Source organism: Amycolatopsis sp. NPDC051102 (assembly GCF_040682815.1).
Classification (GTDB): domain Bacteria; phylum Actinomycetota; class Actinomycetes; order Mycobacteriales; family Pseudonocardiaceae; genus Amycolatopsis.
The window spans coordinates 222,208-246,037 of sequence record NZ_JBFBBT010000003.1; the positions used below are offsets into that span (position 1 = coordinate 222,208).

At 70.2% G+C, this 23,830-nt stretch carries 20 protein-coding genes and 1 pseudogene; 8 read left to right on the plus strand and 13 right to left on the minus strand.

Going from position 1 to position 23,830, the window contains the following annotated elements:
• Positions 1 to 6: 6 nt before the first annotated feature.
• From AB0M93_RS11435 to AB0M93_RS11480, 10 genes and pseudogenes are all read right to left on the minus strand, one after another.
• Positions 7 to 411, minus strand: coding sequence for a hypothetical protein (locus AB0M93_RS11435; protein WP_364271283.1), 405 nt, complete (start codon positions 409 to 411; stop codon positions 7 to 9).
• A gap of 23 nt (positions 412 to 434) precedes the next feature.
• Entirely contained in the window at positions 435 to 2,519 is a 2,085-nt protein-coding gene (locus AB0M93_RS11440; protein WP_364271286.1) for an integrase, read from the minus strand.
• Positions 2,516 to 4,276: a hypothetical protein gene (locus AB0M93_RS11445; protein WP_364271289.1), complete on the minus strand. Its 1,761-nt coding sequence runs from the start codon at positions 4,274 to 4,276 to the stop codon at positions 2,516 to 2,518. Before AB0M93_RS11445 ends, AB0M93_RS11440 begins: the two co-directional genes overlap by 4 nt.
• Positions 4,273 to 5,772: a site-specific integrase gene (locus tag AB0M93_RS11450; protein ID WP_364271292.1), complete on the minus strand. Its 1,500-nt coding sequence runs from the start codon at positions 5,770 to 5,772 to the stop codon at positions 4,273 to 4,275. The genes AB0M93_RS11445 and AB0M93_RS11450 overlap by 4 nt, the downstream gene beginning before the upstream one ends.
• Before the next feature lie 3 nt (positions 5,773 to 5,775).
• Entirely contained in the window at positions 5,776 to 6,330 is a 555-nt protein-coding gene (locus AB0M93_RS11455; RefSeq protein ID WP_364271295.1) for a hypothetical protein, read from the minus strand.
• A 101-nt stretch (positions 6,331 to 6,431) separates the two neighbouring features.
• Positions 6,432 to 6,653: a hypothetical protein gene (locus tag AB0M93_RS11460; protein WP_364272922.1), complete on the minus strand. Its 222-nt coding sequence runs from the start codon at positions 6,651 to 6,653 to the stop codon at positions 6,432 to 6,434.
• 146 nt (positions 6,654 to 6,799) lie between these two features.
• On the minus strand, positions 6,800 to 7,222 hold the full coding sequence (locus tag AB0M93_RS11465; RefSeq protein ID WP_364272925.1) for a hypothetical protein: 423 nt from the start codon (positions 7,220 to 7,222) through the stop codon (positions 6,800 to 6,802).
• Positions 7,223 to 7,319: 97 nt separating this feature from the next.
• Positions 7,320 to 7,904: pseudogene (locus AB0M93_RS11470) on the minus strand (DNA cytosine methyltransferase); the annotation flags it as partial.
• Complete coding sequence (locus tag AB0M93_RS11475) at positions 7,901 to 9,097, minus strand: DNA methyltransferase (protein ID WP_364271298.1); 1,197 nt, start codon at positions 9,095 to 9,097, stop codon at positions 7,901 to 7,903. The pseudogene AB0M93_RS11470 and the gene AB0M93_RS11475, both read right to left, overlap by 4 nt.
• Complete coding sequence (locus AB0M93_RS11480; protein ID WP_364271301.1) at positions 9,094 to 10,170, minus strand: hypothetical protein; 1,077 nt, start codon at positions 10,168 to 10,170, stop codon at positions 9,094 to 9,096. Before AB0M93_RS11480 ends, AB0M93_RS11475 begins: the two co-directional genes overlap by 4 nt.
• Positions 10,171 to 10,710: 540 nt before the next feature.
• Between AB0M93_RS11480 and AB0M93_RS11485 the strand changes: the two genes are divergently transcribed.
• From AB0M93_RS11485 to AB0M93_RS11520, 8 genes are all read left to right on the plus strand, one after another.
• Entirely contained in the window at positions 10,711 to 11,766 is a 1,056-nt protein-coding gene (locus AB0M93_RS11485; RefSeq protein WP_364271304.1) for a hypothetical protein, read from the plus strand.
• A 155-nt stretch (positions 11,767 to 11,921) separates the two neighbouring features.
• Positions 11,922 to 12,287 (plus strand): pilin, encoded by a 366-nt coding sequence (locus tag AB0M93_RS11490; protein ID WP_364271307.1) that lies wholly within the window; start codon positions 11,922 to 11,924, stop codon positions 12,285 to 12,287.
• A gap of 198 nt (positions 12,288 to 12,485) precedes the next feature.
• Positions 12,486 to 14,384 (plus strand): hypothetical protein, encoded by a 1,899-nt coding sequence (locus AB0M93_RS11495; protein ID WP_364271310.1) that lies wholly within the window; start codon positions 12,486 to 12,488, stop codon positions 14,382 to 14,384.
• Positions 14,381 to 15,640, plus strand: coding sequence for a PrgI family protein (locus AB0M93_RS11500; RefSeq protein WP_364271313.1), 1,260 nt, complete (start codon positions 14,381 to 14,383; stop codon positions 15,638 to 15,640). Before AB0M93_RS11495 ends, AB0M93_RS11500 begins: the two co-directional genes overlap by 4 nt.
• Entirely contained in the window at positions 15,640 to 17,595 is a 1,956-nt protein-coding gene (locus AB0M93_RS11505) for a DUF87 domain-containing protein (protein WP_364271316.1), read from the plus strand. Before AB0M93_RS11500 ends, AB0M93_RS11505 begins: the two co-directional genes overlap by 1 nt.
• Positions 17,596 to 17,646: 51 nt before the next feature.
• Positions 17,647 to 20,295: a DUF87 domain-containing protein gene (locus tag AB0M93_RS11510; RefSeq protein ID WP_364271319.1), complete on the plus strand. Its 2,649-nt coding sequence runs from the start codon at positions 17,647 to 17,649 to the stop codon at positions 20,293 to 20,295.
• 70 nt (positions 20,296 to 20,365) lie between these two features.
• Positions 20,366 to 21,439: a replication-relaxation family protein gene (locus AB0M93_RS11515; RefSeq protein ID WP_364271322.1), complete on the plus strand. Its 1,074-nt coding sequence runs from the start codon at positions 20,366 to 20,368 to the stop codon at positions 21,437 to 21,439.
• A 7-nt stretch (positions 21,440 to 21,446) separates the two neighbouring features.
• On the plus strand, positions 21,447 to 22,418 hold the full coding sequence (locus AB0M93_RS11520; RefSeq protein WP_364271325.1) for a bifunctional lytic transglycosylase/C40 family peptidase: 972 nt from the start codon (positions 21,447 to 21,449) through the stop codon (positions 22,416 to 22,418).
• Here the strand turns inward: AB0M93_RS11520 and AB0M93_RS11525 are convergent.
• The 3 genes from AB0M93_RS11525 to AB0M93_RS11535 all read right to left on the minus strand — a co-directional run bounded on the left by AB0M93_RS11525 (position 22,387) and on the right by AB0M93_RS11535 (position 23,810).
• On the minus strand, positions 22,387 to 22,824 hold the full coding sequence (locus AB0M93_RS11525; protein WP_364271328.1) for a hypothetical protein: 438 nt from the start codon (positions 22,822 to 22,824) through the stop codon (positions 22,387 to 22,389). The two genes, AB0M93_RS11520 and AB0M93_RS11525, sit on opposite strands and share 32 nt — an antisense overlap.
• 102 nt (positions 22,825 to 22,926) lie before the next feature.
• Positions 22,927 to 23,583, minus strand: coding sequence for a hypothetical protein (locus AB0M93_RS11530; RefSeq protein ID WP_364271331.1), 657 nt, complete (start codon positions 23,581 to 23,583; stop codon positions 22,927 to 22,929).
• Positions 23,574 to 23,810: a hypothetical protein gene (locus tag AB0M93_RS11535; protein ID WP_364271334.1), complete on the minus strand. Its 237-nt coding sequence runs from the start codon at positions 23,808 to 23,810 to the stop codon at positions 23,574 to 23,576. The genes AB0M93_RS11530 and AB0M93_RS11535 overlap by 10 nt, the downstream gene beginning before the upstream one ends.
• Positions 23,811 to 23,830: the final 20 nt, after the last annotated feature.

A 23,830-nucleotide genomic window follows, 5' to 3' on the forward strand; every position in this document is an offset into this window, starting at 1 on the left:
CGTGACTCAAGATCGTGTTCGGATAGGAGTGACGGTCCCGGAAGAGCGCTTTGCGACGGTGTCCTGGAGCTGATCGTTTTCGACCGTGAGCGCGTTGATGACGCGGGCCATGCGCTCGACGGTGCCGGCGAGTTCCCGGTTCTCCGCCCGCAACTGTGTGATGACGTCGTTTGCTTCTCGAAGGTCAGCGCGGAGCTTGACTTCGCTGGCCGGGATGTGGCCCTGTGCGCGGACTTTGGCATAGAACTCGTCCTTTAGGTCGGTATGCCGGTGGGTCAGGACGTGGCGTTTGACGCCGGCTTCGGTGGCGAGAGAGACGACGGTGAGCGCCCCGTCGGATCGCAGAGGTTTGCCTTCCAGCAGCCGTTGCATGGCGTCGCGGATGCTGTCGCGTTCGTGAGAAGCGCTCATGGCCGGCTGTCCTTGAGGGTGATTCACTGGTGGTGGTGTTGCTGCGCGAGCTGGTCGAGGTGCTCGGCTTTGGCGTGGAGCCGGTCTGCCAGCGGGGCAGGCAGCAGGGCGGTTCGGGCTTGGTCGCGCAGGTCGGTGGCGGCTTGGGTGAGGCCGTGGGCGTGGGTGTCGGTGCGGGCGATGTTGGCGCAGCTGGCGACGCAGCGGTCCAGGCTGGGGGTGTCGCGTGTGCCGCTGCGGTCGGGGTGGCAGAGGGCTTTGGCGGGGTTGTAGTTGCAGGTGAGGTAGGCGTCGGGGTTGTCGAAGACGGTGAAGGTCGGGTCTTCGAGCAGGGTGCGTGCTTGGCGGGCGGTGGTGACGGTGCCGCCGAAGCGGTGGTGGTGCTGGGTGGCGGAGTTGATGAGGCGGCGCGCGGCGGGCCCGGAGACTCCGTGGCCGGCTTCGAGGGCGTCATGGACGTCGCTGAGGTGGTCGGCGGTGGCTCGGGCGGTCTCGATGTCGAGCAGGTCGTGGATGCCGCCGCGGGAGCGGCTGGCGTAGCCCTCGCTGATGACGGTGCGCAGGTGGCCGTATTGCAGGGCGAGCGCGACGAGCCCGCCTGGTCGTCGGGCGATGTGCCAGGCCAGTGTCCGGCGGAACCGGGCGATGCCGATCCGCCCATCGGGCGGGATCGTCTCCTGCGGGCGGCCGAGCTGCTCGGCGAGGGCGTTCAGCCAGGCGACGGTGCGTTCCAGCCGGTTGGCCATCGTGGTGGTCGCCATGGCCTTGCCGTGGCGGGTCTCGCCGCGGCGCGGGTCGAAGGTGTGCGCGTCGAACAGCAGCTTCCCGGGCCCGACCAGCCGCTCCAGGACGCGGATGGCGCGGACGACCGGCGGGATCGCGATCCAGGGCGTCTCGCGGACGGCGCCGGCGGAGTCGTGGTTGCCGTGCTCGTCACGGGCGTGTTTGAACTGGCGTCCGTGGATGAGGTGCGTGACGGCCGAGCTGCCCTCGGCGGCCGGTGTGGGACAGCAGCCGTGACGCAGGCCCAGGACTTCGCCGGGACGCATGCCGGTCAGGTAGGCGATCACGATGAAGCAGCAGTCGACCAGCCGCACGACGAGCCCGAAGGCTTCATCGAACGTGATTCCCGGGTGCCAGGGCTGCCCGCCAACGGTGCCCCGGATGGGAAGATCCAGCGGGCAGGGGCCGGGGTGGGCGGCGGCGTAGGCCGGGAGGTCGGATCCGCGCAGAGCGATCTTGGCCTGCTTGGCCGACGCACCGGTCAGTCCCGCGAGGTAGTTCCAGGCGATGGTGCCCGCGTAGGCGTCGTTGGTCTGGTGGCAGGGAATCGGCTCGTTTCCCGCGCGCAGCCGGTGCAGCAAAGTGACCAGCGGCTCGGCGATCGCGTTCTTCGCCCGTGCCAGCAGCCGGGTGCGCTCGTCATGGGCGGCGATGATGTCCCCGGCGCAGTCTTCGACCATCCGCAGCGCCCAGACCAGCAGCGGGCCCAGGGTGTCCGGGGTGATCGGTTCAGTGACGTTCTCGCCTCGGGCCGAGGCCGCGGGCAGGTAGTCGTCGATGCCGCGGCCAAGCCAGGGCGGCTCAACCAGCCGGTCAGACTCGGGCAGGTAGAGCCGCGCGTAGGAGTGCAGCCGGGACAGTCCGACCAGGTAGTTGACCACGGTGTTGCGGCTCAGCCCGCGCCGGGCCAGGTGCAGGCTGAACTCGGCGAGGTCCTCGGCGCTGACCTGCCCGAGTTCGGTGATGCCGCGCTCGGTCAGCCAGCGGGCGAAGGTCAGCCAGTCCCGGGTGGTGCGATAGAGGCGTCCGGGACTGAGCCGGGCTCGCATCGCGGCGCCGTGGCGGGCCAGGTCGGCGTCGGAGAGGGCGTAGTTCAGCATCGCCCAGGCCGCGTGCCGCAGCGGTTCGCGGAACACCTCCGGGTAGCGGCTCCAGCGGATCAGGTCGTTGGACGACGACGGGTTCTGCGAGAGGTGGTGGAAGAACCAGGTGGGGTCGCCGTAGCGGGGCAGCAACGCCCGACGTTCGGGCGGGACGGTCTCCGGGTCGACGAGAACCTGGTCCGCTGCCGGCCGGGTGGTGGATGTGGCGAGGGCGTGGGTCATGCGTCGAACCTGTTTCGCAAGAGGTGGTCGATCATCGTGCGGTCGTGCTCGGTGACCTCGGCCAGGGCGTCACGCCACTCGGCCGCGGTGAAGTCCGGGCGGGTCCGCAGGTCGGCGAGGCGGGCATGATGATGTCGCCATTCCTGGTCCCAGATCCGGGCGCCGATCACGCCGCGCAGCTCGTCGAGCGCGTGCTGCAGGTAAGCCAGCCGCGGCAGATGACGAGGCATGATGACGGCGTTGGAGCAGGCCGTGCAGAGCAGGAACGACGCGCGGCAGGGCGCTCCGTCTTCGCCGAAGGGGCTGTGGGTGTAGCCGGTGCATCCGGCTGTCACCGTGTCCTGGGCGCCGGGCAGGTCGGTGCGGCTGGTGCGCGCGGTGAACGTGGTCCGGGCGTGGACCAGCGCCGACTCGATGCCCTCGGCGATGATCGGTGAGGATCGTTGCCAGGTCTGCGGATCCGGTAAGACATAGATCTGGTCGTGGGTGTCTTGCGTGTGCTGGGTCGGCGTCCGGTTGTGCAGGACGATCACGGTTTTGCGCAGGCGGCGGAGGCTGACCGACATCCCGTGCTCGGTCTTCCAGATCTTGAGCATGTTGCGGAAGGTGTGGTCGTCCACTCCGGACCGGAACAGCTCCGGCGCCGGGTTGGGGCGTTGGGGGTCGCGGACGCGGTTGAGCCGCCAGACCAGCAGCCGGTCGGTCGGTGCGCCGTCGGCGGCGAGAACGGCGCGGGCCGGTGCGGTCATCTCGATGGCCTGCGCGATCAGCCGTCCCGGCGAGTCCGCGCCCCAGTCGGTCAGGTTCCGGGTCTCGACCGTGCCGGCCCCGCCGCGGCGTCGTTTGTGCAGCTCGACCCGGTAGATGGTGTGGCCGTCCGGACCGGCGTTCGGGGTGGTGTCGGGGACGGTCAGCTCCGAGACCGGGGTCGCGTTCCAGCCGTAGGTAGCGACCAGCAGCACCGCCAGCGACGATGCCTCCTCACCGGTCAGGAACAGCCGGCGCCACGGACTTGCTCCCAGAATGTCGAGGTGCCGCAGCGGCGGCCGGACGCGGCGTGACTGGTCTGTCCGGCTGATACTGACGTGGTTGGGCAGGTCGCCGGTGCGCGCGATGTGATCCAACGCCTCGCCGGCCAGCCACTGCTCCGTTCCCTCGGGCAGCTGCCCGGTCCTCCACTGCTCGACCAGCTCGACGTGCTCGCGGATCCGGCGCAGCGCTGCTCGGACCTTCTGGGTGGCGAGCTTCTTGATCCGGTCGAACTCGTGGGGCTGGTAGGCGACCTCGCGGCGGGTCTCGGTCGGCATCCGCCTGGTCATCAGCTCGCGGACCGGCGCCGGCAGCGCCGGGTGCTTGGCCAGTAGCGGGCCCAGCTTGCTGACCTCGCGTCGCCCGACCGTGCTGTCGGCGCGGCTGAGCCGCCACGCGTTCCAGATCCCGACAGTCAGCTCCGAGAACTGCTGCGGACCAGGCTCGCGGGCGGCCAGCCAGCCGGCGAAGGTGACCACCTTCTGCCAGATTTCGCTGCTGGTCGGTAAGGCCCGCCAGCTGCCGGCGGGCCCGAGCTGGCCGGCGAACAGTTCGGCCAGTTCGCGCTGCAGCTGCGGCGCCAGCGGCAGCGCGCCGAAGTCGTAGACGGCTTCCTTCCGGCTCTGCTCAGCGATGTGGCGGACCACCAGCGTCCCGGGCTCCAGGACAGCAGGCCGATGGTGGACGCTCTCCGGGAGGACGGCGCGACGCCCCGATCGCGGGTTCATGCGCACTCCTCGGCGTCCAGGACGCGGTCGGAGGCCGCGGCGATCAGGCGCAGCAGCTCGCCGGTGTCGGTGTCGACGTCCTCCATCAGCAGCGAGCGGACCTGCAGGTCCGACACCGGGGCCAGATAGATCGACCGGGTCGTCTCGACACTGCTGTGCCCGAGCAGGTCCTTGACCATCTGCCAGACGTCGCCGTAGAGCAGCCGGTGGTCGCGCCGTTCCTCCGGGTCCAGGCCGAACCGGCGATCCATCGCATGATGCAGCGCGACCAGCATGTGCAGCGCGAACGAGTGCCGGGCCATGTGCGGGGTCATGAACGGCGGCTCGGCGACGTGATCAGCCAAAATGGACTGGCAGCGGACCGACGCGGCGTGGAAGACGGCTTCCCAGGAGTGCGGGGCAAACGGCGTGCCGTCCTCGGACAACCACAGCGCCAGCGGCTCCAGACCCTCGTCGCCGTCGACGAACAGGCGGAGCCTTTCCTGATGCGACAGTGTCGCCAGCCCGCGCCGGTGCTCCCGGCCTCGCTGGTCGTGCCAGTGCAGCACGGACTGCTTGAACCCCGACCGGCCGGTCAGCACCAGCATGCCCTCGACGCGGTCGTAGCGACGATGACGCTGCGCTCGCCGGATCGCGGCGCGGCGCGTCGTTGTGCAGTAGGCGTCGATCGCCAGCAACGCATCCGCCGCGACGTAGAAGGTGCGCACCCGCCTGCTCTTCGTCGCCTCGGCGCCGAGGCGTCCGGCGTAGTAGCGGCGCGGTGTGTCCTCAACGGACGGCAGCTCGAACGTCAGCAGCGTGCCCGCCTCCGAGCGTCGCAGCCCGGAGGAGAACAGCAAGTCCGCGAACGCCGCGTTGCGGTCGTCGTGGCGTCCCCGCCAGCTGCGATCACGGCGCCCGTCGGCGCCGTAGCCGCGCAGCCCGACATCCCGCCAGAGCCGGAACGCCGCCGGCGTCAGCCACTTCACGTTGCTGCCACGCGCGTTCCTCGCCCGCGCCGCCGGAACCTGAACCCTATCGCCGTTGCGGGAGATCGCCTCGCGCGTCGTCACCGGGCTGCTGGGGATGCAGCAGGCATCGACCGCCCAGCCGTAGAGCTTGGTCAACGCGGCCAGCTCGCGGTTCCACTTGTCCGGCCCGATCCGGCGTTCGTTGCGCGGGGACCAGCGTCGCCAGTCCTCCCAATCCAGCAGGTCCTCGGCCGTGGCATCCGACCAACACTTTCCGCGCTGCCAGAGGAAATCGAAGAACACGCGGTAGTCGGTCACGTAGTTGCGCTTCGTCTCCGGCGACAGCCGAGCGAACCGCGACCGGGTGAAGTAGCGCGTCAGCCGGGCATCAGCCCGCCAGTCCGGATCCAGCATGAACGGATCCCCCGGATCGATCCGCGCCGCTTCCTCCCGCTCCTCCAGTTCCGTCCACCGCTTCAGCACTGGGTGCTCGCCACGCGGCGTGCTGCCCTGCTGAGGAACCCAGAAAACCTGCCAACCAGCCATCGTCTACGCCACCACCGGCGTGCAACACAAGATCACGCAACAGGTGTACCTGATAGGGAAGAACCCGCAGGCGCTTTTCACCGTCTCGCCGAACCCGCGCTCGGCGAGATATTCGGCGCACCGCGTGCGGTTCCAGCCGAGGTCGATCAGCGGGAACACGTTGCGCAGGTACTTGACGCCGGAGTCCTTGGCGCGGGTGAACTCGTCGGTGCTGATGCCGATGGCCTGCTCGACGTACACGCCGCGCGGCAGCCGTCGTGGATGCGGGTAGCCGAGCAGGTCGCGCGCTGCCTTCTTCAGCGGCGAAATTTTGTACTCGCTAGTACATTGCCTCCGTGCCAAGCCTCGGCTGCCGTCGGGGTTGAGCACGTGCAGTGGCATCGACACGAACCGGTGGGCCGGGTCGAGCGCGTCGTCGCGGATGTTGCCCGCCGACACCGTCCGGACCGGGATACCGAACTTCTCCGCGTGCAGACGGAGCCGGGCGAGGTTCGCGTACACCGCGCGTGGTTCCCAGCCGGTGTCGGCGAACAGCGCGACATCGAAGCGAGGAATCACACCCTCGCAGGCCAGCAGTAGTACGGCGCTGCTCTGGACCCCGGCGCCTAGCGAGAGGCATCGCAAGACCGGACCGGTGTCGTGAGTGGAGGCTGGTGTGGTCATGCTGCGTTCGCCTCCTCCGCGTGTCCGGAGGGCTCGGTGGAATCGACGCAGACGAGTTCGGCGAGGTCGGCGAGCAGCAACCCGACGGCGTACGTGGCCTGCTGTGGAACGACGCCGTTGCCCAGCGCGCGAAGTTGCGCGGTGCGCGGCAGCGGGAGTTCCGTCACCCAGCCCGACTCGAGCCCTTGGAGCCACTCGACGAAGGCCGGGGACAGCACGGAACGCCCATGGACGCCCGGTTGTGTGGGGAACGGCGCTGGTCGCCCGAGCATCTGTTCCCAGCGCCGCACGGCCGGCGCATAGTCGTCCCAGTCCACCTCGGGATGCACCGATGCTGGCGAGGCGAGATCCGGGTCGGCGACGGCTACGAGATGCCGCCGCCCACGTCCGGGACGAGCAGGCACATCACCGCTGGGGGCAGCATCAAGTCGCCCTTCGATCCCCGCTGCGCCGGGCAACCCTTCGTCCCGTCGGTTGCCCGAGGCGTTGGCAGGAACGCCTCGGGGTCGACCAACGGAAGTACCTGCTGCGACAACGGCGGCCGAACCCCGACCCCGGCCAGGCGTCCCGCCGTGCCGGAGTCCGACTCCCTCGGCATCGGCAGCAGCCGCGCCTGGTCGGGTAGCGCCGGGCCGCCACCCTGCGTCTTGTGCGTGCAGTTCTTCGCGTCCGAGGCGGTCGGTGTCGGCAGTAGCCGCAACCGGTCCAGCAGCGACGGGCCGCCCTGTCTGCTGGCCGCCGAGATGCCGTTGGAGGAACCGTCGTGCGCGGTTGGTGTCGGCAGCATCTCGGCCTCCGTGGTCGGGGGCACCGGTACGAGGCCAGGCGAGCAGGAACACTCGCTCGCGGCGATGTGCCGCGCCGACGTCGGCGGCGCGGACGCTACGCCAGAGCGCGTCATACCCTGTTTCGGCCAGGTCGCCGAGTACACGGTGGAGACCTCCGCCTTTCCAGCGAAGCGCGGCGACGTTCTCCAGGACGAGCAGCGCGGGTCGTAGTAGGCGAACGCCCGCCACGATGTCGGTCCACAGGCCACTGCGCGCTCCGTTCTCGATGCCCGCGCGCCGCCCGGCGGCGGTGATGTCTTGGCAGGGGAATCCGGCGGTGAGCACGTCGACTGGCTCCACTGCGGTCCAGTCGATAGCGCGGACGTCGCCGAGGTTGGGCACGCCTGGCAGCCGGGCGGCGAGGATTTGGGCGATGTGCGGGTCGGGGTCGGCGACCCAGGCAACGCGTCCACCGCCGAACGCGGCCAGCACGCCGAGGTCTAGTCCGAGATAGCCGGTACACACCGACCCGACGGCCGGTCCAGGGCTCGCGCCGACCGACACGTTCTGCCGCGCGTCGTCCGGCACGGTTGGCGAAGTGGCCGCCCGCACCGCCCCCGCCGCCGGCGTGGTGACGGCGACGAGGGCGGGGGCGGAGTCGCGCCCTGACCGGGCTTGGGTGCGGGGTGGTCGGGTGGTCATGCCGCCCAGCTCTCCGACACACCCGACTCGCCGCTCGTGTTCTCGGTGTGTCGTGCTCGGCCGGTGAGGAACCGTCGTGAACCCTGACGGTCCGTCGAGATTGCTGAACCCGCCAAGCGCCGCAGTGCCGTGCGGAAAATCAGCACATCCTCGTGGCTGATGAGGTGCAGCGGCAGCCCGGCTTCGCGCTGTTTGCGGATGAAGTCGCGCTGGAAGAAGGACCCGCGCGCGACGAGGTCGTGCTCTGCGGCGCGCGCCAGCAGCGCGACGGACCGTTCGACCGGGATCAGGCCGGCGTGCAGGCCGCAGGCGAGGATCTGTGAGGGCAGGTCGATCAGCTCGGCGTGCTCTCGCCAGGGCCGGATGGTGATGGCGATGTGCCCGCCCGGCCGCAGGTAGGTGGTGAGTCCGGCGAGGATGCGGGTGAACCCGACCAGCAGCCGGTGGTGCCCGATGTTGGCGAGGTTCCCGCGGTCGAGGGTGTTGCCGTAGAGGTGGTGGTACTTCTGCACCCCCGCGCCCGGCGCGACCGACACCTGCCCGTGCGTGGACGGCCCGTACGGCGGAGACGTGACAACGAGCGCGGCCTGCCCGGCATACTCCGGCGGGAGCAGCGACGCGATCTGGCGGGCGTCGCCGTGGAACACCCGGCCCTCGTGCTCCACCCCAGCGTCGTGGGCGAGCGCGAGGTTGGCGCGGGCGACGTCGACCCAGTGCGGCTCGTACTCGATGCCAACCGCGCGGCGCCCGGCGTGCAGGGCTTCGACGAGGGTGGTGCCGATCCCGCACATCGGGTCGAGCACGAGGTCGCCCGGCTCGGTGTAGTGGGCGATCGCGTGCGCGGCCACAGCCGGGAGCATCTTCGCCGGGTGCGCGGTCGACTCGGGCGTGTAGCGGCCCTTGCGCTGGGCGGCCGGGGAGGTCTGCGCGGTCGTCCACACCGACACCGCCACGTCTCCCGCCGAATCGTCGGCGACCCGCTCCGGCTGCGTACCCGTGGTGCCATCGAGGTCGTCGATGAGCGCGCGCGGGACGCGCTGGGTCGGTCCGCCCAGCGGGTTCTCCGTGCTGGCCGGGACCGGGTTGGTGTCGGTGTCGGACAGAGCGCGCGGGAAGCGGTCGTCGGCCACAGTTGTGCCTTCCTGGCGGGGGTCTCCGGGCTGGGCGGGGTTGGGCACCTGGGCGCTTTTCATCGGATGACTCCGCTCTCGAGCGTCGCGTCGGCCGGGCTGTGGCGAGGCGGCTCGTAGTCGTGCGGCTGGGCGAAGACGAGGACGTCGGAGTGGATGCGCCGATGCGGGTCGGACAGCCCGCGCACAGACGCGCGGTGTCGAGCTCGCACCTCGTTCTCGGCCGCCGCGCTGTCGAGTTCGGTGAGGGATTCGGTGGCGAACCGGCCGCCGCGCACCGGCGCGTGCAGGGCCACGATGTGCTGGAGGTAGAGCAGGTCGGCGTTCTGCGCCGATGCCACGACCGCGCCGGTCGGGTCGATCAGCTCACCGGCGGGCCAGTCACAGTGGGTGAGCACGACGAGGATGCCGCCGACCCGCAGCAGCCGTGCCGCGACCAACGCCACGAGGTCGCTGGATTGATCGCCGCCGTGCTCGGGGCGCAGGCTCGTGATGATCAGGTCGGTGTCCGCCGGCGCGTCCTCGGCACCGTCGAAGACCTCGTCGCCGAAGTCCGATCGCGCCGAGGGGAAGGCGGTCACGGCCGAGCGATCGGAGTCGCCGACAAGGTCGGCCCAGAACGGACGCGCACCCGGACCGGTGGCGGTCGGGTCCGCCGCGACGCGCACCACGCGGCCGGTCCGGTTGAGCTCCTCGACGGTGGCGAGCGCGTCGGCCAGCGCTTGGTCCGGCTCGGTCGCCGGGGCGTGGTCGATCACCCCGTCCGCGCCGACCAGTGCAAGCGGCGCACGGCCGTCGGAGGTCGGCCAGGGCAGCAGTGCGACCCGCGCGCCGGACTCGCTGAACGAGCTGACGATCTTGCTGACGATCGGTTCCGGCCAGGCCGTGTCGAGGTCGATCGGAGCCGGGCCGGCCGTCCAGACCGTCGCCGGGGTGGGCGTCGACGTCGACCCGCGCGAACGGGAGCGGGTGCTCGCGGAACCGGGCTTGGCGGGACTGACCCTCGTGGTGGTCGACGCGGTCGGATAGGGGCGGCGATCCCCGCCTCGGCGGGTCCCAGATCGGGTGCTCGCCGGGCGGGTCGTGTCACCGCGCCGCTTCGGTCCGCGGCTCGTGGAGTGGTCGGACTGGGTCATGGAATCCTCGCAGAACCTCTGGGGTGTGCGCCGCGATACGTGGCGCCCTGTGACACCCCCCGACTCCGAAAAACGACCCACTTTTCCAGGGCTGTTATCTAATCTTTATCGTCAAACTTCGCTGTCATTTGGAAACAAAGAACGCGCATGAGGCTCGCGCGCGTGGAGCCCCTGGTTGAGTCGAGCGTCGCGAAGGCTCCAGATTTTTCCGGCAACGTTGAGGCGCGAGCACGGTTGAGGCTTGCGTCCTGGCCTGCCCGATGCCCGGCAACCTACTACCGGAACGCCACCAAAACGCCACCAAAACACTGTTGTCGCAGCTCGTAAGCTATTACCGCTCACCATAAAATGATCTTGCCCGGCCTTCCGCAAGGGTGTGCGCGGCGACCTTAGATGATCTTGGCGGCGGCCTGAAGCGGCCGATCAAGATCATCGGTGGCATTTTGGAGGCCATTTGGTGGCGGTTTCGTGGCGTTTTGGTGGACCTGATTCTGCTTACTTGCATGGTCGCTGTTTATCCGACCACGCAAAGGAGCCGACATGGCCCCGAATCGCATATTCCGCCGCACGCCTTTCGAGCGTGACTCACTGCCGCTGGATTCCGCGCGTACAGCGTTCGAGTGGTTGGTCAGCGGGCCGAACCCGGTCTCGATCGACGGCTGGCGCTTCCCCGGCCTGCCACGGCGGCGGGTGCCCCTCGACGAGCTGCGGGACCTGCTGCTCGACGCCACCCTTCCCATGTCGACCGTGGACCCGATCTGGATCCACCTGGTCACCCGCTCCCGCGACGAGGGTGGCACCTGGACCGTGGCGTGCGTCGGCGTCGCGCTGCCCGCGCTGTTCGCCATCGCCGCCGAGTTGTCCGCGCCGTACGCCGACGACCACCGCGACATCCACGCCGCGATCCTGACCGGCTTCCTGTCCGAGCTGGCGAGCATCGACCTCGCCAGGCCGTGGGTCATGTGGCGGCTGCGCTGCGCCGGATTGCGCGCGGGACACCTGTTCATCCGCGAGGCGCTCGACCGCCCGATGCCTACGGACGAGGACTTCCACTCCAGCGAACCAGCCCCGCCGTGGGGGCACCCGGACTTCGTCCTCGCCCGCGCCGTCGCCGACGGAGCGATCACCGGCGACGAGGCCGAACTGATCGGCTCGACCCGTCTCGAGGACTACACGCTCACTGCTGCCGCGGTCGACCGCGGCGTCAAGGTCACGGCCCTGCACTGGGTCCGCAGCCAAGCCGAAGCACGTCTGCTCGCCTGGCTCACCGACCAAGCCCCGCACGACGACCCCGCCGACCGCCGCGAGCGCGACGTGGAGATCCGAGCGGTGAACGCGACGGCCATCACCACCGCCGCGAGTGGTGCCTGCCGTACCCCACGACGACCGGCCCGAAAGTCACGCACGGTGACCAGGATCGGCGGAAAGTCGTTGGTCACGGTTCGGTCACGCGCCTGGAAAAAGGCCCTCGAATCCGGAGTCGAGGGCTGCGGGAGGACCCCAGCCGCTCCCGCGCACACCGCCTCGCTCGACCGCTTTGCCGGGACACCCCGGCGGCTGTCGAGCACGACTCCGGAGGTGCCGCGATGCGCCTGACCCATTCGCCCATCCGTCGCCGGCCCGACCGCCGCTCGCGCGACCGTCGGCCTCGCCGCGGACCCGTCCCCCTGCCTCGCGGGGCGGCTCGCCGAGCCCGGCGGACCAGCTCCTGCACCTCTCACCCCTCCACTGGCACCACGGCCACCCCTCCGATGTCTTCCGCGTCAGCGGGCTGCCGCCGGGCCACCCTCCGCCGCAAGCTCGTCGTGCTGATCGGCGTGCTTGTGGTCGCGCTGTTCGTGCCCGCCACGGCCGCGCACGCGGACACCGTCGTGGTCGCCCTGGCCGGATCTGTTGATCAGGTCCTGACCAACATCCGCAACTGGGTGATGGGCGTGCTCGCCGGTTTGGCGACCGTCTTCCTGTCCATCGGCGGAGTCCGCCGAGTCATGGGCGGCGGCGATCCCGGCGAGCAGGAGAAGGCCAAGGAGTGCTTCAAGGCCGCCGCGATCGGCTACGGCCTGGCCGCCCTTGCACCCCTGGTCGTCACCGTGCTCCAGGGCATCGTGGGGGCCTGAGCCATGTCCACGACCAGGCCCACCCGTCGTCGGACATCAGCCACCCCGACCGTCCACAGCCTGCGCCCCGCCGAGCCCACTCAGGCTCGCGCTGAGGCCACCGGCGCCAGCCGGGAACTGCTCGCGCTCCCGGCCGCGAGCGCGCGGCGTGCCGGTGGCCGGCGCACCCGGCCCGGACGATGGGTTCGGCGGCTGCGCATGACGCGAAGCCGAGCGCTGGTGATGCTGGCGCTGAGCCTGGTCGTCCTGCTCGGCGGCACCCTCGCCGTCAGCGCCGCCGCAACGCCCGGCGGTCCGGCCGCCGCACAGCCCGCGCCCGCACCACCGTTGCCGCTGCCGACCGGCGATCCATGCACACCGGACTCACCGTTGCCGGTCTGCCATCTGCCGGCGCCGACGACCACTCCGCCGCTCACCGGCGTCCCGCTGCCGATCCCGACCGGGCCGAGCACGCCGGTGACGTGCTTCCCCGGTTCGCTGCAGTACGAGTGCACGCACCCGTCCACCGCTCCGGCTCCTCCGTGCACGGGGGAGGGCTGCATCCCGCAGCCGCCGACTTCGGCACCGCCCACCAACCCCGGCACCGGCCAGCCCGGCAACGGTGACAACGGCGAGGCCGACTGCGGGATCACCGACATCGGCGGCTGCATCACCAACGCGATCAACGCCTTCTTCCGGGGCATCGTCACTGCCGCGTTGAACCCGCTTTTGGACTTGCTGTCCAAGACGCTGCTGACCACACCGACGCCCGACTCGCTGCCGCGGATCGGGGAGCTGTGGAGCAACTCCTGGCAAATCCTGCTCGCCTGCTACGGGCTGTTGATCCTCATCGCCGGCGTCCTGGTGATGAGTTACCAGACCCTGCAGACCCGGCACTCGATCAAGGAGCTCGCTCCCCGGATCGTGGTCGGGTTCCTCGCCGGAGCCCTGTCGCTGTGGGTGGCGACCAAAGCCATCGAGCTCGCCAACGGACTGGCCCAAGCGATCATGGGCGACGGCGTGGACGCCAGCGCGGCCGGCGACACGTTGAAGAACCTCGTCCTCGGATCTCTCAACGGCGGGATCTTCACCATCTTCCTCGGCATTTTCATCGTGGGGATGCTGGTCGTTCTGCTGGTCACCTACATCGTGAGGGTTGCGCTGACGGTGATCCTGATCGCCGGGGCACCGATCGCGCTCATGTGCCACGCCACTCCACAGACCGAAGGCATCGCCTTCTGGTGGTGGAAAGCCGGGGGCGGCTGCCTGGCCATCCAGGTCGGACAGTCGCTGGCGTTGATCACCGCGATGAAGGTGTTCCTCGCGCCCGGCGGCTTCACCTTGTTCGGCCCGACCGTCAGCGGGTTGGTCAACCTGCTCGTCGCGCTCGCGCTGATGTACATCCTGTTCAAGATCCCGTTCTGGGTGCTGTCCTCGGTAAAGGGCAGTGGTGGTCGTTCGATCCTCGGCTCGATCGTGCGCGGCTTCATCGCGTACAAGACCTTCGGCCTGCTCGGCGGCCGGGGCGGCGGTGGCCGCAAGTCTCGCTCCTCCGGCGGCGGTCGCGGAAGCGACGGTGGCGGTCGGGGACCTGCGGACCCCTACGCCCACGCCCGCACCACCGCTGACGGCCAGTACGTGCTGCCGCTGGCCGGTGTTCGCCGCAGCCGTCCAGTCGCGAAGCCCAAGCCCGCTCCCGCGCCGAAACCGAAGGCCGGGGAGGGCCGGCAGCTGGCGCTGCCACTCGGAGACGACTGGCCGGAGAACAAGCCGGTCCTCGGGCGCGACGGCCAGTACCGGTTGCCGCTGGACGCCGAGCGCGTCAAGCCGACACCGCCTCCGGCATCGCCCAACCAGCCGGGCAGTCGGCGTCGGAGCGGGCAGCAGATGGAGCTGCCGTTCGATCCGTACAAGGGCAACCGGGCCACCCGCTCCGGGCAGTACCCGCTGCCACTGGACGGCGTGCGCCGCACACCGCGCCCGTCGATCCCGACACCGGCGACGCCACCGCCGCGACCGGCCTCGCCCGCCGGGCAGCAGTTCCGGCTCCCGCTGGATCTGCCGAAACCGCCGCGGCGTCCCTCGCCGCCACCACTCAAGCCCGGAGGTAAGTCGTGACTTCGCCTGTTCGCATTCCCGCCGACGTCGACATGGCTGACAAAGTGATCGGCCCGTTGACCGCCCGCCAACTAGCGATCCTCGCGGTGACCGGCCTGGTGCTCTACGCCGGGTGGACCACCACTCGCGCGGTTATGCCGCTACCGGTGTTCCTCGCGCTGGCTATCCCGATCGGGGTGAGCGCGGCCGTCATTGCGCTTGGTCAGCGCGATGGGATCTCGATGGACCGGCTGCTGGTCGCCGCGATCCAGCAACGCATGGGACCGCGCCACCGGGTCGCCGCCCCCGAAGGCGTTCGCCCCGCGCCGGAATGGCTGACCAGCCAGACCGCCGCCACGAGTGCGAGCCGGACCACTGGCAAGGGCAAGCCGGCCAAGGCCAAGAGCAAGGCGGCGGTGCCCGAGCAGATCTCGCCGTCAGCGTTGCGGCTGCCCGCCGAGGCGGTCGCCGACACCGGCGTGGTCGACCTGGGCACCGACGGCCTGGCCGTCGTCGCGGTCGCTTCCACGGTGAACTTCGCGCTGCGGACACCGTCCGAGCAGGAGTCCCTGGTCGCCAGTTTCGGCCGCTACCTGCACAGCCTGACCGCGCCCGTGCAGGTGCTGGTGCGCACCGAACGACTCGACCTGTCCGGCCAGATCGCCGAGCTGCGGGAACGCGCGGGCGGGCTACCGCACCCGGCGTTGGAAGCAGCCGCCATCGAGCACGCCGACTACCTGGTGCAGCTCGGCGAGCAGACCGACCTGCTGCGCCGTCAGGTGCTGTTGATCCTGCGCGAGCCCATGGGCGCCGCCGGGCCGACCGACGGGCTCGGCGGCCCCGGCCCCCTATCCGTGCTGTCCTCGCTGACCCGCGGCAAACGCCGCGTGAATGCCGAGACCACCCAGGCGAGCGCCGGGGCGCGACGGGCGGCGGAGTCACGGCTGGTGCGCCGCCTCAGCGAAGCGATCGAACTGCTCTCGCCCGCCGGGATCGTGGTCACCCCGCTGGACGCCGGGCAGGCCACCGCCGTGCTCGCCTCGGCGTGCAACCCCGACACCCTGCTGCCGCCCTCCGCTGGCCTGGCCGGTGCCGACGAGGTCATCACCACCGCCGGCGGCACCGACCTGGACGACGACCTCGCGGACACCGGCTTCTGGCCGGAGGACGGCCGTGCCGCGGTCGAGGAGGACGAGTACGGCCCGGACGACGGCGAGGTCGACGACTGGGACTACGAGGACGAAGACGACGACTACCTGGAGAGGGGCCGGTTGTGATGACCACCCGAACGCGGCGCGGCCAGCGCCGTCCCAACACCCGGCCCGCCGCCGCCCACCACCCGGCAGCCGCGTTCACGCCGGACGCCCTGTCCGTCGGCGCACGACATCTCGAAGTCGGCAACGAGTGGGTGTCCAGCTTCGCCGTGACCGGGTTCCCGCGTGAGGTGCACCCCGGCTGGCTCGCACCCTTGCTGACCTATCCCGGCCGCCTCGACGTCGCGCTGCATGTCGAGCCGATCGACCCGGCCACCGCCGCCGCACGGCTGAAGAAACAGCTCGCCAAACTCGAGAGCGGCCGGCGGCACACCGCCGAGCACGGCCGCCTCTACGACCCGCAGGTCGAAGCCGCCACCGAGGACGCCTACGACCTGTCCTCCCGGGTGGCGCGCGGCGAAGGCAAGCTGTTCCGCGTCGGGCTCTATCTCACGATCCATGCCCCGTCCGAGCGGGCGCTGGCCGACGAAGTAGCGGCGCTGCGCTCGCTGGCGGCGAGCCTGTTGCTCGATGCCAAGCACACCACCTACCGGTCACTGCAGGGCTGGGTGTCGACCCTGCCGATGGGCCTGGACCTGATCGGAATGAGGCGCACTTTCGACACGAGCGCGTTGTCGGCGGCGTTCCCGTTCACCTCGCCCGACCTGCCCGCGGCCGACCCGACCTCGGTGGCCGCGCCGTCCGGCGTGCTGTACGGCTACAACGTCGGATCGCAGGGGTTGGTGCATTGGGATCGTTTCGGCGAGGGGATGCACAACCACAACAGCGTGATCCTCGGGCGCAGCGGCGCGGGCAAGTCCTACCTGGTCAAGCTCGAACTGCTCCGGTCGCTGTACCGAGGGATCGAGATCGCGGTCGTCGACCCGGAGGACGAGTACGCCCGCCTGGCCGCCGCCGTCGGCGGCACCTACGTCCACCTCGGTGCCCGCGACGTCCGCCTCAACCCGTTCGACCTGCCCATCCACACCCGCGCCGACGGCCGCCGCACCGCACCAAAAGACGCCCTCGTACGGCGGTCGCTTTTCCTGCACACCGTCATCTCGGTGCTCGTCGGCAATGAGCTGGAAGCCGCCGAGCGGGCCGCGCTGGACCGGGGCATCGCCGCGACGTACCAATCGGTGGGGATCACCGCCGACGCCCGCACCTGGACCCGGCCCTCACCGACCTTGCGGACCATGCGCGACCAGCTGGCCACCGCGGGCCAGGCCGGCGACCGGGCCGCCGCCGAACTCGCCGCGAGGCTGCACCCATTCGTCGAGGGCGCGTTCAAGCAGCTGTTCGACGGCCCGACCACCACCAACCCCGAAGGCCACCTGGTGGTATTCAGCCTGCGCGACCTGCCCGACGAGCTGAAAGCCATCGGCACGCTGCTCACCCTCGACGCGGTGTGGCGGCGGGTATCCAATCCCGCGATCCGCCGCCCGCGCCTGGTGGTCGTAGACGAGGCGTGGCTGCTGATGAAAGAAAAGTCCGGCGCGGAGTTCCTGTTCCGCATGGCCAAAGCCTCCCGGAAACACTGGGCAGGCTTGACCGTCGCCACCCAGGACACCGCCGACGTTCTCGGTAACGATCTCGGCAAAGCCGTGGTGGCCAACGCAGCGACCCAAGTGCTGCTGCGGCAGGCGTCCCAAGCCATCGACGAGATCACCCAGACCTTCGACCTGTCGGCCGGGGAGCGACAATTCGTGCTGTCGGCGGACCGAGGTCAGGGATTGCTGTCAGCGGGCACCCAGCGCGTCGCGTTCCAAAGTATTGCCTCGCCCACCGAGCACTACCTCGTCACGAGTAATCCGGCCGAACTCGCCGGATACGCCGCGGACGTCGACCCCGGCGACACCGAAGCCGAGGAGCAGTCCTTCGTGGACCTGGGCTTTGCCAGCGAGCAGGCGTACGCGACTGAAGGCGATGAGTTCGGTTCGTTCGGTGCTGATGACGACATCGAACTCGACGCCGCCTGACGTCGGCCGTCCCTTTTCCGATTGAGCATTTCTTTCTTGGAAGGACCCGTAATGCTTTCCTGGATACCGGCTGCCCTCAACCACCCCGAGCTGCCCACTGCGCTTGCTGCTCACGGAATCGTGCGGACTGGCCTGACGAATGGGTGGCTCGGGGACTACCTGCGCAACCCCGGCGGTGCGCTGCTGCGGCTGCTGGGTCACCTGCGGGACTGGGCGATCACCTGGGGGCCGACCGTCGCCCCGGTGCTCGCGGTCGGCATTGCGGGCTTCGTGATCGGCCGGCGCCGGTGGGCGCGGAGCTGTCACGCGAGGCTGATCGCCGACGCCCGCCAGGTCACCGTGCTCGCCCCGCCCACCGTCGACCCCGCGGGCGGCGCGGCCTTGTGGTCCAACCTCGTCGGGCTGCTGCGCCCGGCCTGGCGCCGGTGGTTCACCGGCCAGCCACACGTGGCCTGCGAGTACACCTTTTCCGAGGCCGGGGTCGGCATCCGGCTGTGGGTGCCCGGCGTGATCCCACCCGGTCTGGTCGAGCGTGCCATCGAGGCCGCCTGGCCCGGCTCACACACGCGGGTCGGCACCGCCGACCCGCCCTTGCCACCGCCAAACTCCGAACAGCGACGGCTGGTCGTCGGCGGCGAACTCCGTCTCGCCCGCTCCGAGGCGCTGCCGATCCGCACCGACTTCGACGCCGACCCGCTCCGCGCCCTGATCGGCGCCCCGGTCGGGCTCGGCCGCGACGAGTACGCCTGCGTGCAAATCCTCGCCCGCCCGGTCACCGGCCGCCGGGTCGCCAAAGCCCGACGCTCCGCGCGGCGAGTCCACACCGGCGGCTCCACCCGCGTCGTCGGCCGCCTGCTCGACCTGGTCACTCCCGGCGTGAAATCCAGGTCCACGCGGAACACCACGAAGTCAGGGGCGCTGCACAGTGATCCGCAGACCTCGCTCGAGTACGCGGCGCAGAACCGCGCCATCGTCGCCAAACAACGCGGCTCGCAGTACGAGACCGTCATCCGCTACGCCGTCGCCACCCTCCTGCCCGCCGACGCGACCGAGAGCGAGGTCCGCCAAGCGCGGGACGTCGCCCGCGGACGGGCACACGCGCTAGCCGCGAGCTTCGCCTCCTACACCGAGCACAACCACTACACCCGCCACCGCGTCCGCCACCCCGGCCCTGTGCTGGCCGACCGGCGCCTCGGCAAGGGCGACCTGCTGTCCGTGGCCGAACTGGCGGCGCTGGCGCACTTGCCGACCGACGAGGCGATCCCCGGCGTGCAGCGTGCCGGCGCCCGCGCGATCTCCCCGCCACCGGGCATCGCCACGCCCGACCCGCAGGCCAAGCCGATCGGGGTCACCGACACCGGACACGAACGCCCCGTGGCGCTGCGCGTCCCCGACGCGCGGCACCACCTGCACGTCATCGGCGCGACCGGCTCCGGTAAATCCACCTTGCTGGGCAACATGATCCTGGCCGACGCCGAGGCCGGGCGCGGGATTGTGCTGATCGACCCCAAGGGCGACCTCGTCACCGACATGCTCTCCCGCCTGCCTCGCTCAGTGGCGGATCGTGTCGTGATCTTCGACGCTGACTCGAAGTCTCGGCCGCCGTGTCTGAACCCGTTGGACGGCGGGGAAACCGACCTGACCGTCGACAACCTCGTCTCGGTGTTCCGGCGGGTCTACAGCGCGTTTTGGGGGCCGCGCACCGACGACGTGATGCGGGCCGCCTGTCTGACCCTTCGCACCCAGGAAGGCGTCGCCACACTCGCTGATCTGCCCAAGCTGCTGGCAGATCCCGCCTTCCGATCACGGGTCACCGCCGGGATCACCGACCCGGTGCTGCGGGGGTTCTGGTCCTGGTACGAGGAACTCACCGACTCCTCCCGCAGCCAGGTGATCAGCCCGCTGATGAACAAGCTGCGGGCGTTCCTGCTGCGGCCGTTCGTGCGCGACGCCATCGCGGGCGGACATTCCACGGTGGACATGGGTGAGGTGCTCGACGGCGGGATCTGCCTGGTGCGCATCCCGAAAGGCTCGCTCGGCGAGGAAACCACCCGGCTGGTCGGGTCGCTGGTGGTCGCACGGACCTGGCAGGCCACGACCGCCCGTGCCCGCACGCCGCAACGCCAGCGGCGGGACGCGTCGATGGTGATCGACGAGTGTCACAACTTCTTGAACTTGCCCTATCCGATCGAGGACATGCTGGCCGAGGCGCGGGGTTTCCGTGTCGCGATGACGTTGGCGCATCAGCATCTTGGTCAGCTTCCCCGTGAGTTGCGGGAGGGCATGTCCACCAACGCTCGCAGCAAGATCTTCTTCAACGCCTCGCCGGAGGACTCTCGCGAGCTGTCCCGGCACACCGCGCCCCGGCTGTCCGATCACGACCTGGCGCACCTGGGCGTCTACCACGCCGCCGTGCGGCTCGTGCTCAACGGGGAAGAGGCGCAGCCGTTCACCATGCGCACCCAGCCGCTTCCTCGCGCGATTCCTGGCCGAGCACGGGAGATCCGCGGCATCGCTCGCCGGGTCTTGCGCAGCCGAGTTCCTGGTGCCACTGCGTCTGCGCCCAGTTCGCAGACCCCAACCCGGCCACCGCAGCGGCCCGCCGGGACCTCGGGGCCGACGCGGCCGAATAGCGGCGATCGCCGAGGCCAGTCCGGCGTCCGGGCGCGGAGCGCCGATCCACGCCGCCAGCAGTCCTGACCCGACTCGGCCACACCCACAAAGACGGGTGGAAGTCCATTTCGCACAACACTTTCCGGAGGTTCGCGTCATGATCACCAATCCCACCAGGCAGCGCACTCTTCGAGGCCACAAGGCAACCCGGCCCACCCCGCGCGCGGCGAACAACGCCGATCACCAGGCGGTGCTGGCGTGGCGGCTGACGCCGCGCGATCGGTGGATCATCCGGATGCTGCACGAGCACCGCGTGCTCACCGCCCACCAGATCACCGCGCTCGCCTTCCCGTCGTTCCGCTCGGGCCGGATGCGGTTGCGAGAGCTGTTCCAGTGGGGCGTGGTGGACCGGTTCCAGCCGTTCATCACCGTCGGCACCGCGCCGATGCACTACGTCCTCGCGCCCGCCGGGGCTGCGGTGCTGGCCGCCGAGGACGGCTTGGACGTCAAGGAACTCGGCTACCGCCACGACCGCGCCTTCGGGGTAGCCCATTCGCTGCGGCTCGCGCACACTGTCGGTGTCGCCGAGTGGTTCACCGCCCTGGTCGACCGCGCCCGCCACAGCGACGCCGACGAGCACAGCACGCTCGGCGCGTGGTGGTCGGAAGCCCGCTGCGCGCGGCACTTCGGGGACCTGATCAAGCCCGATGCCTACGGCCGGTGGGCCAGCGCCGGTGGGGAGATCGAGTTCTTCCTCGAGTACGACTTCGGCACCGAAGTCCTGGCCAAACTCGCCGGGAAACTGGCCGGCTACGCCGCCCTTGCCGAGGCCACCGGGATCACCACGCCGCTGCTGGTGTGGCTGCCGACCTCGCGACGTGAGGCCACCGCCCGCCGGCTGCTGGCGCGGGCCTGGCGCGAGCTCGACGATCCGCGCTCGGTCCCGGTCGCCACCGCCGCGGCCGAGCTGCTCAACCCCGAGGCGGCGCACCCGAGTCCTGCCGACGAGGTCTGGTTGCCCCTGGACACCACCAGCGGAAATGCGGTGAACACCCGGCGCGAGTTGCACCGGTTGCTCGACGCCTGGCCGCACGTCGCGCCCCCCAGCACCAGCAGCACGGACGGCGAGTCGGCTCTCGCGCCGGACTCGACGCTCGCGCTAATGGCCCCGGCCCCCGCGCCGATGCCGCCGGCCGCCATCTCACGCGGGCCGAGCACAGGCAGGCGGTGAGTACTCGATGATTCTGAAAGTCGGCGCCATTGTGATCGGCCTGATTCTTTTTATCCCGACGTTGATCGGGAACGGAGTGTCAGCCGCGATCTCCGCCCTGTTCGGTGGTGGAGACAGCCAGCCCAGCGCGACAGCGCTGGCCGACATCCCCGCCGACTACCTCGCGCTATACCGCGCGGCGGCCGGGGAGTGTCCAGGGCTGGACTGGTCGATCCTCGCCGCCATTGGCAAAATCGAAAGTGATCACGGCCGCTCGCCCCTGCCCGGCGTCCACAGCGGCGAAAACGGTTATGGAGCGGGCGGGCCGATGCAGTTCAAGTCCGCCACCTTCGCCGGAGTGCCTGCCCGCCACCAGATCCCTCCCGGCGGTGCCAGCCCACCCTCGCGTTACAACCCACACGACGCCATCTACGCCGCCGCCTTCATGCTCTGCGACGACGGAGTGCGGCGGGGTGATCTGCGGGCGGCGATCTTCGCCTACAACCACGCAGACTGGTACGTGAAACAAGTAATCGACCAGGCCAAGCAGTATGCCGACGCTGCCGCCACTGTCGGTACGGGCGACTGCAACGCCATTCAGGCCACCAACGCGGTTGCGGTTGCCGCGATCAACTACGCCTGCGGGCAGAGAGGGCTTCCCTACGTCTGGGGTGGAAACGGACCCGACGGCGGGCACGCGGGCTTCGACTGTTCGGGCTTGACCAGGGCCGCCTACGCCGCCGCCGGAGTGACCTTGCCACGCACCGCCCAGACCCAGTTCAACGCCGGTCCCCACGTCCCGGCCGGACAGCCGCTATTGCCGGGCGACCTCGTCTTCTATGGCACACCCAACAACATCCACCACGTTGGCCTCTACATAGGTGGAGGTTCTATGGTGGACGCGCCAGACTTCGGCCAGGTTGTGAAAGTCGAACCCTACCGGTACAAGGGAGATGACTACGCAGGTGCTACACGTCCCGCCGGTTCTGTTGCGGCGTAACGGCGTCCACGTCGCCAACGGCTGCGCCGATCATAGCAGAGAACGGTCGGCCGTCGCTGTCGACGAGCAGGATGCGTTGGGTGAACAGCGGCGGCGTGGTGGCGTCGAGCGCGACGATGTTGTGGTAGCTGGCCAGTTCGAAGAGCGCGTGGGTCACCTCGCGGATGATCGTGCGATCGGGGTCCGCCTCGATCGACAGGCCCTCGACCCGGATCTCCAGCACCCGCTGCTGCGGCAGCACGGTGATCACGGTGCACACGTGCGCCGGGAGTCCGCCGTCGATACGCAACTCGGCGATGTCCTCGGCCAGCCGTACGGCGGCGGCCTCCAAGGTGTAGCCGAGGCCGACCCCGGCACGTGCGCCCCACATCACAAGGCAATCCACAGTGGACTCGAAGCGTGTCACGGTGATACTCCTACGGTCAGCCGGATCCGCTGTGCGGCAGTCGAAATTTTTCACCACACAGCGGATCCGGCGCGGACCGGCATCGGATTGGAAGGGGGTGGGCTATTTCCCGCGCCGTGCGCGGAGTTCCGCGCGGAGGTCACCCAACGTGCGGCCGTCGGACACCCGCCGAAACGCGTTCCAGCCGTTCTGGTGGTTGCCACCCAGTGCGGTGGTCGTACCGCACGGGTTGGCGAAGACACGGCCATCGGCGAGGATCAGGGTTCCGTCGACCCGGATGCGTGCGGTGTGCCGGACTCCGAGGTTGCCGCGGTTCCAGACCAGTTCCTCGCCCGCCGTGACCAGTCCGGCGTCCAGCAGTTCGGCGATGCCACCGCGCGCCCACTTGATCAGAGGTGGCGAAGTCGACGGCGGCGGGGTCTCCGACCAGATGGCGGCCTCGGTGGCGTCGCCGTGCAGCCCCATCACGGCGGCGGCGGTCGGCGCGACGAGGCTCGGCCAGCCGTCGTCGAGCCCGCGCCACTGGCCGACCCGCTGCCAACGTCGCTGGTACGCCAGCAGCATCTCGACATCCGTGGCGTGGTCGCGGGGCAGCGGGTACGTCGGGTCGGTCGGGTGGGTCAGGCGCACCACGAGGTCGCCGTCGTACAAGCTGTCGGCCGGGGGCTGGTCGGCGACCCAGTTGCCCGCGAACAACGCCACCTCGCCCGCGCGGTCGGGGTCGGCGTCGCCGATGATGTCCACCGCCGTCACGAGCATCGCCCACACATCGTCGGGGATCGCATCGGCGGCGGGACGAACTCCGGGGCGAGGATCACCGTGTCGGGCGGCAGTCCCTCCCACGCCCGCATCGCCGCCTCGTCGGGCGGCTGTGACGCCCCGGCGGTTGCGGTGGTGTCATCGGGCTGGGGGTCCGGTCGCGGCGCGTCCACGGCCACGTCGGCGGCCAGTTCGGGTGGTTCGTGAATGTCGCGGTCGGTCGCCATTGTCTATACACTCCTTTGGT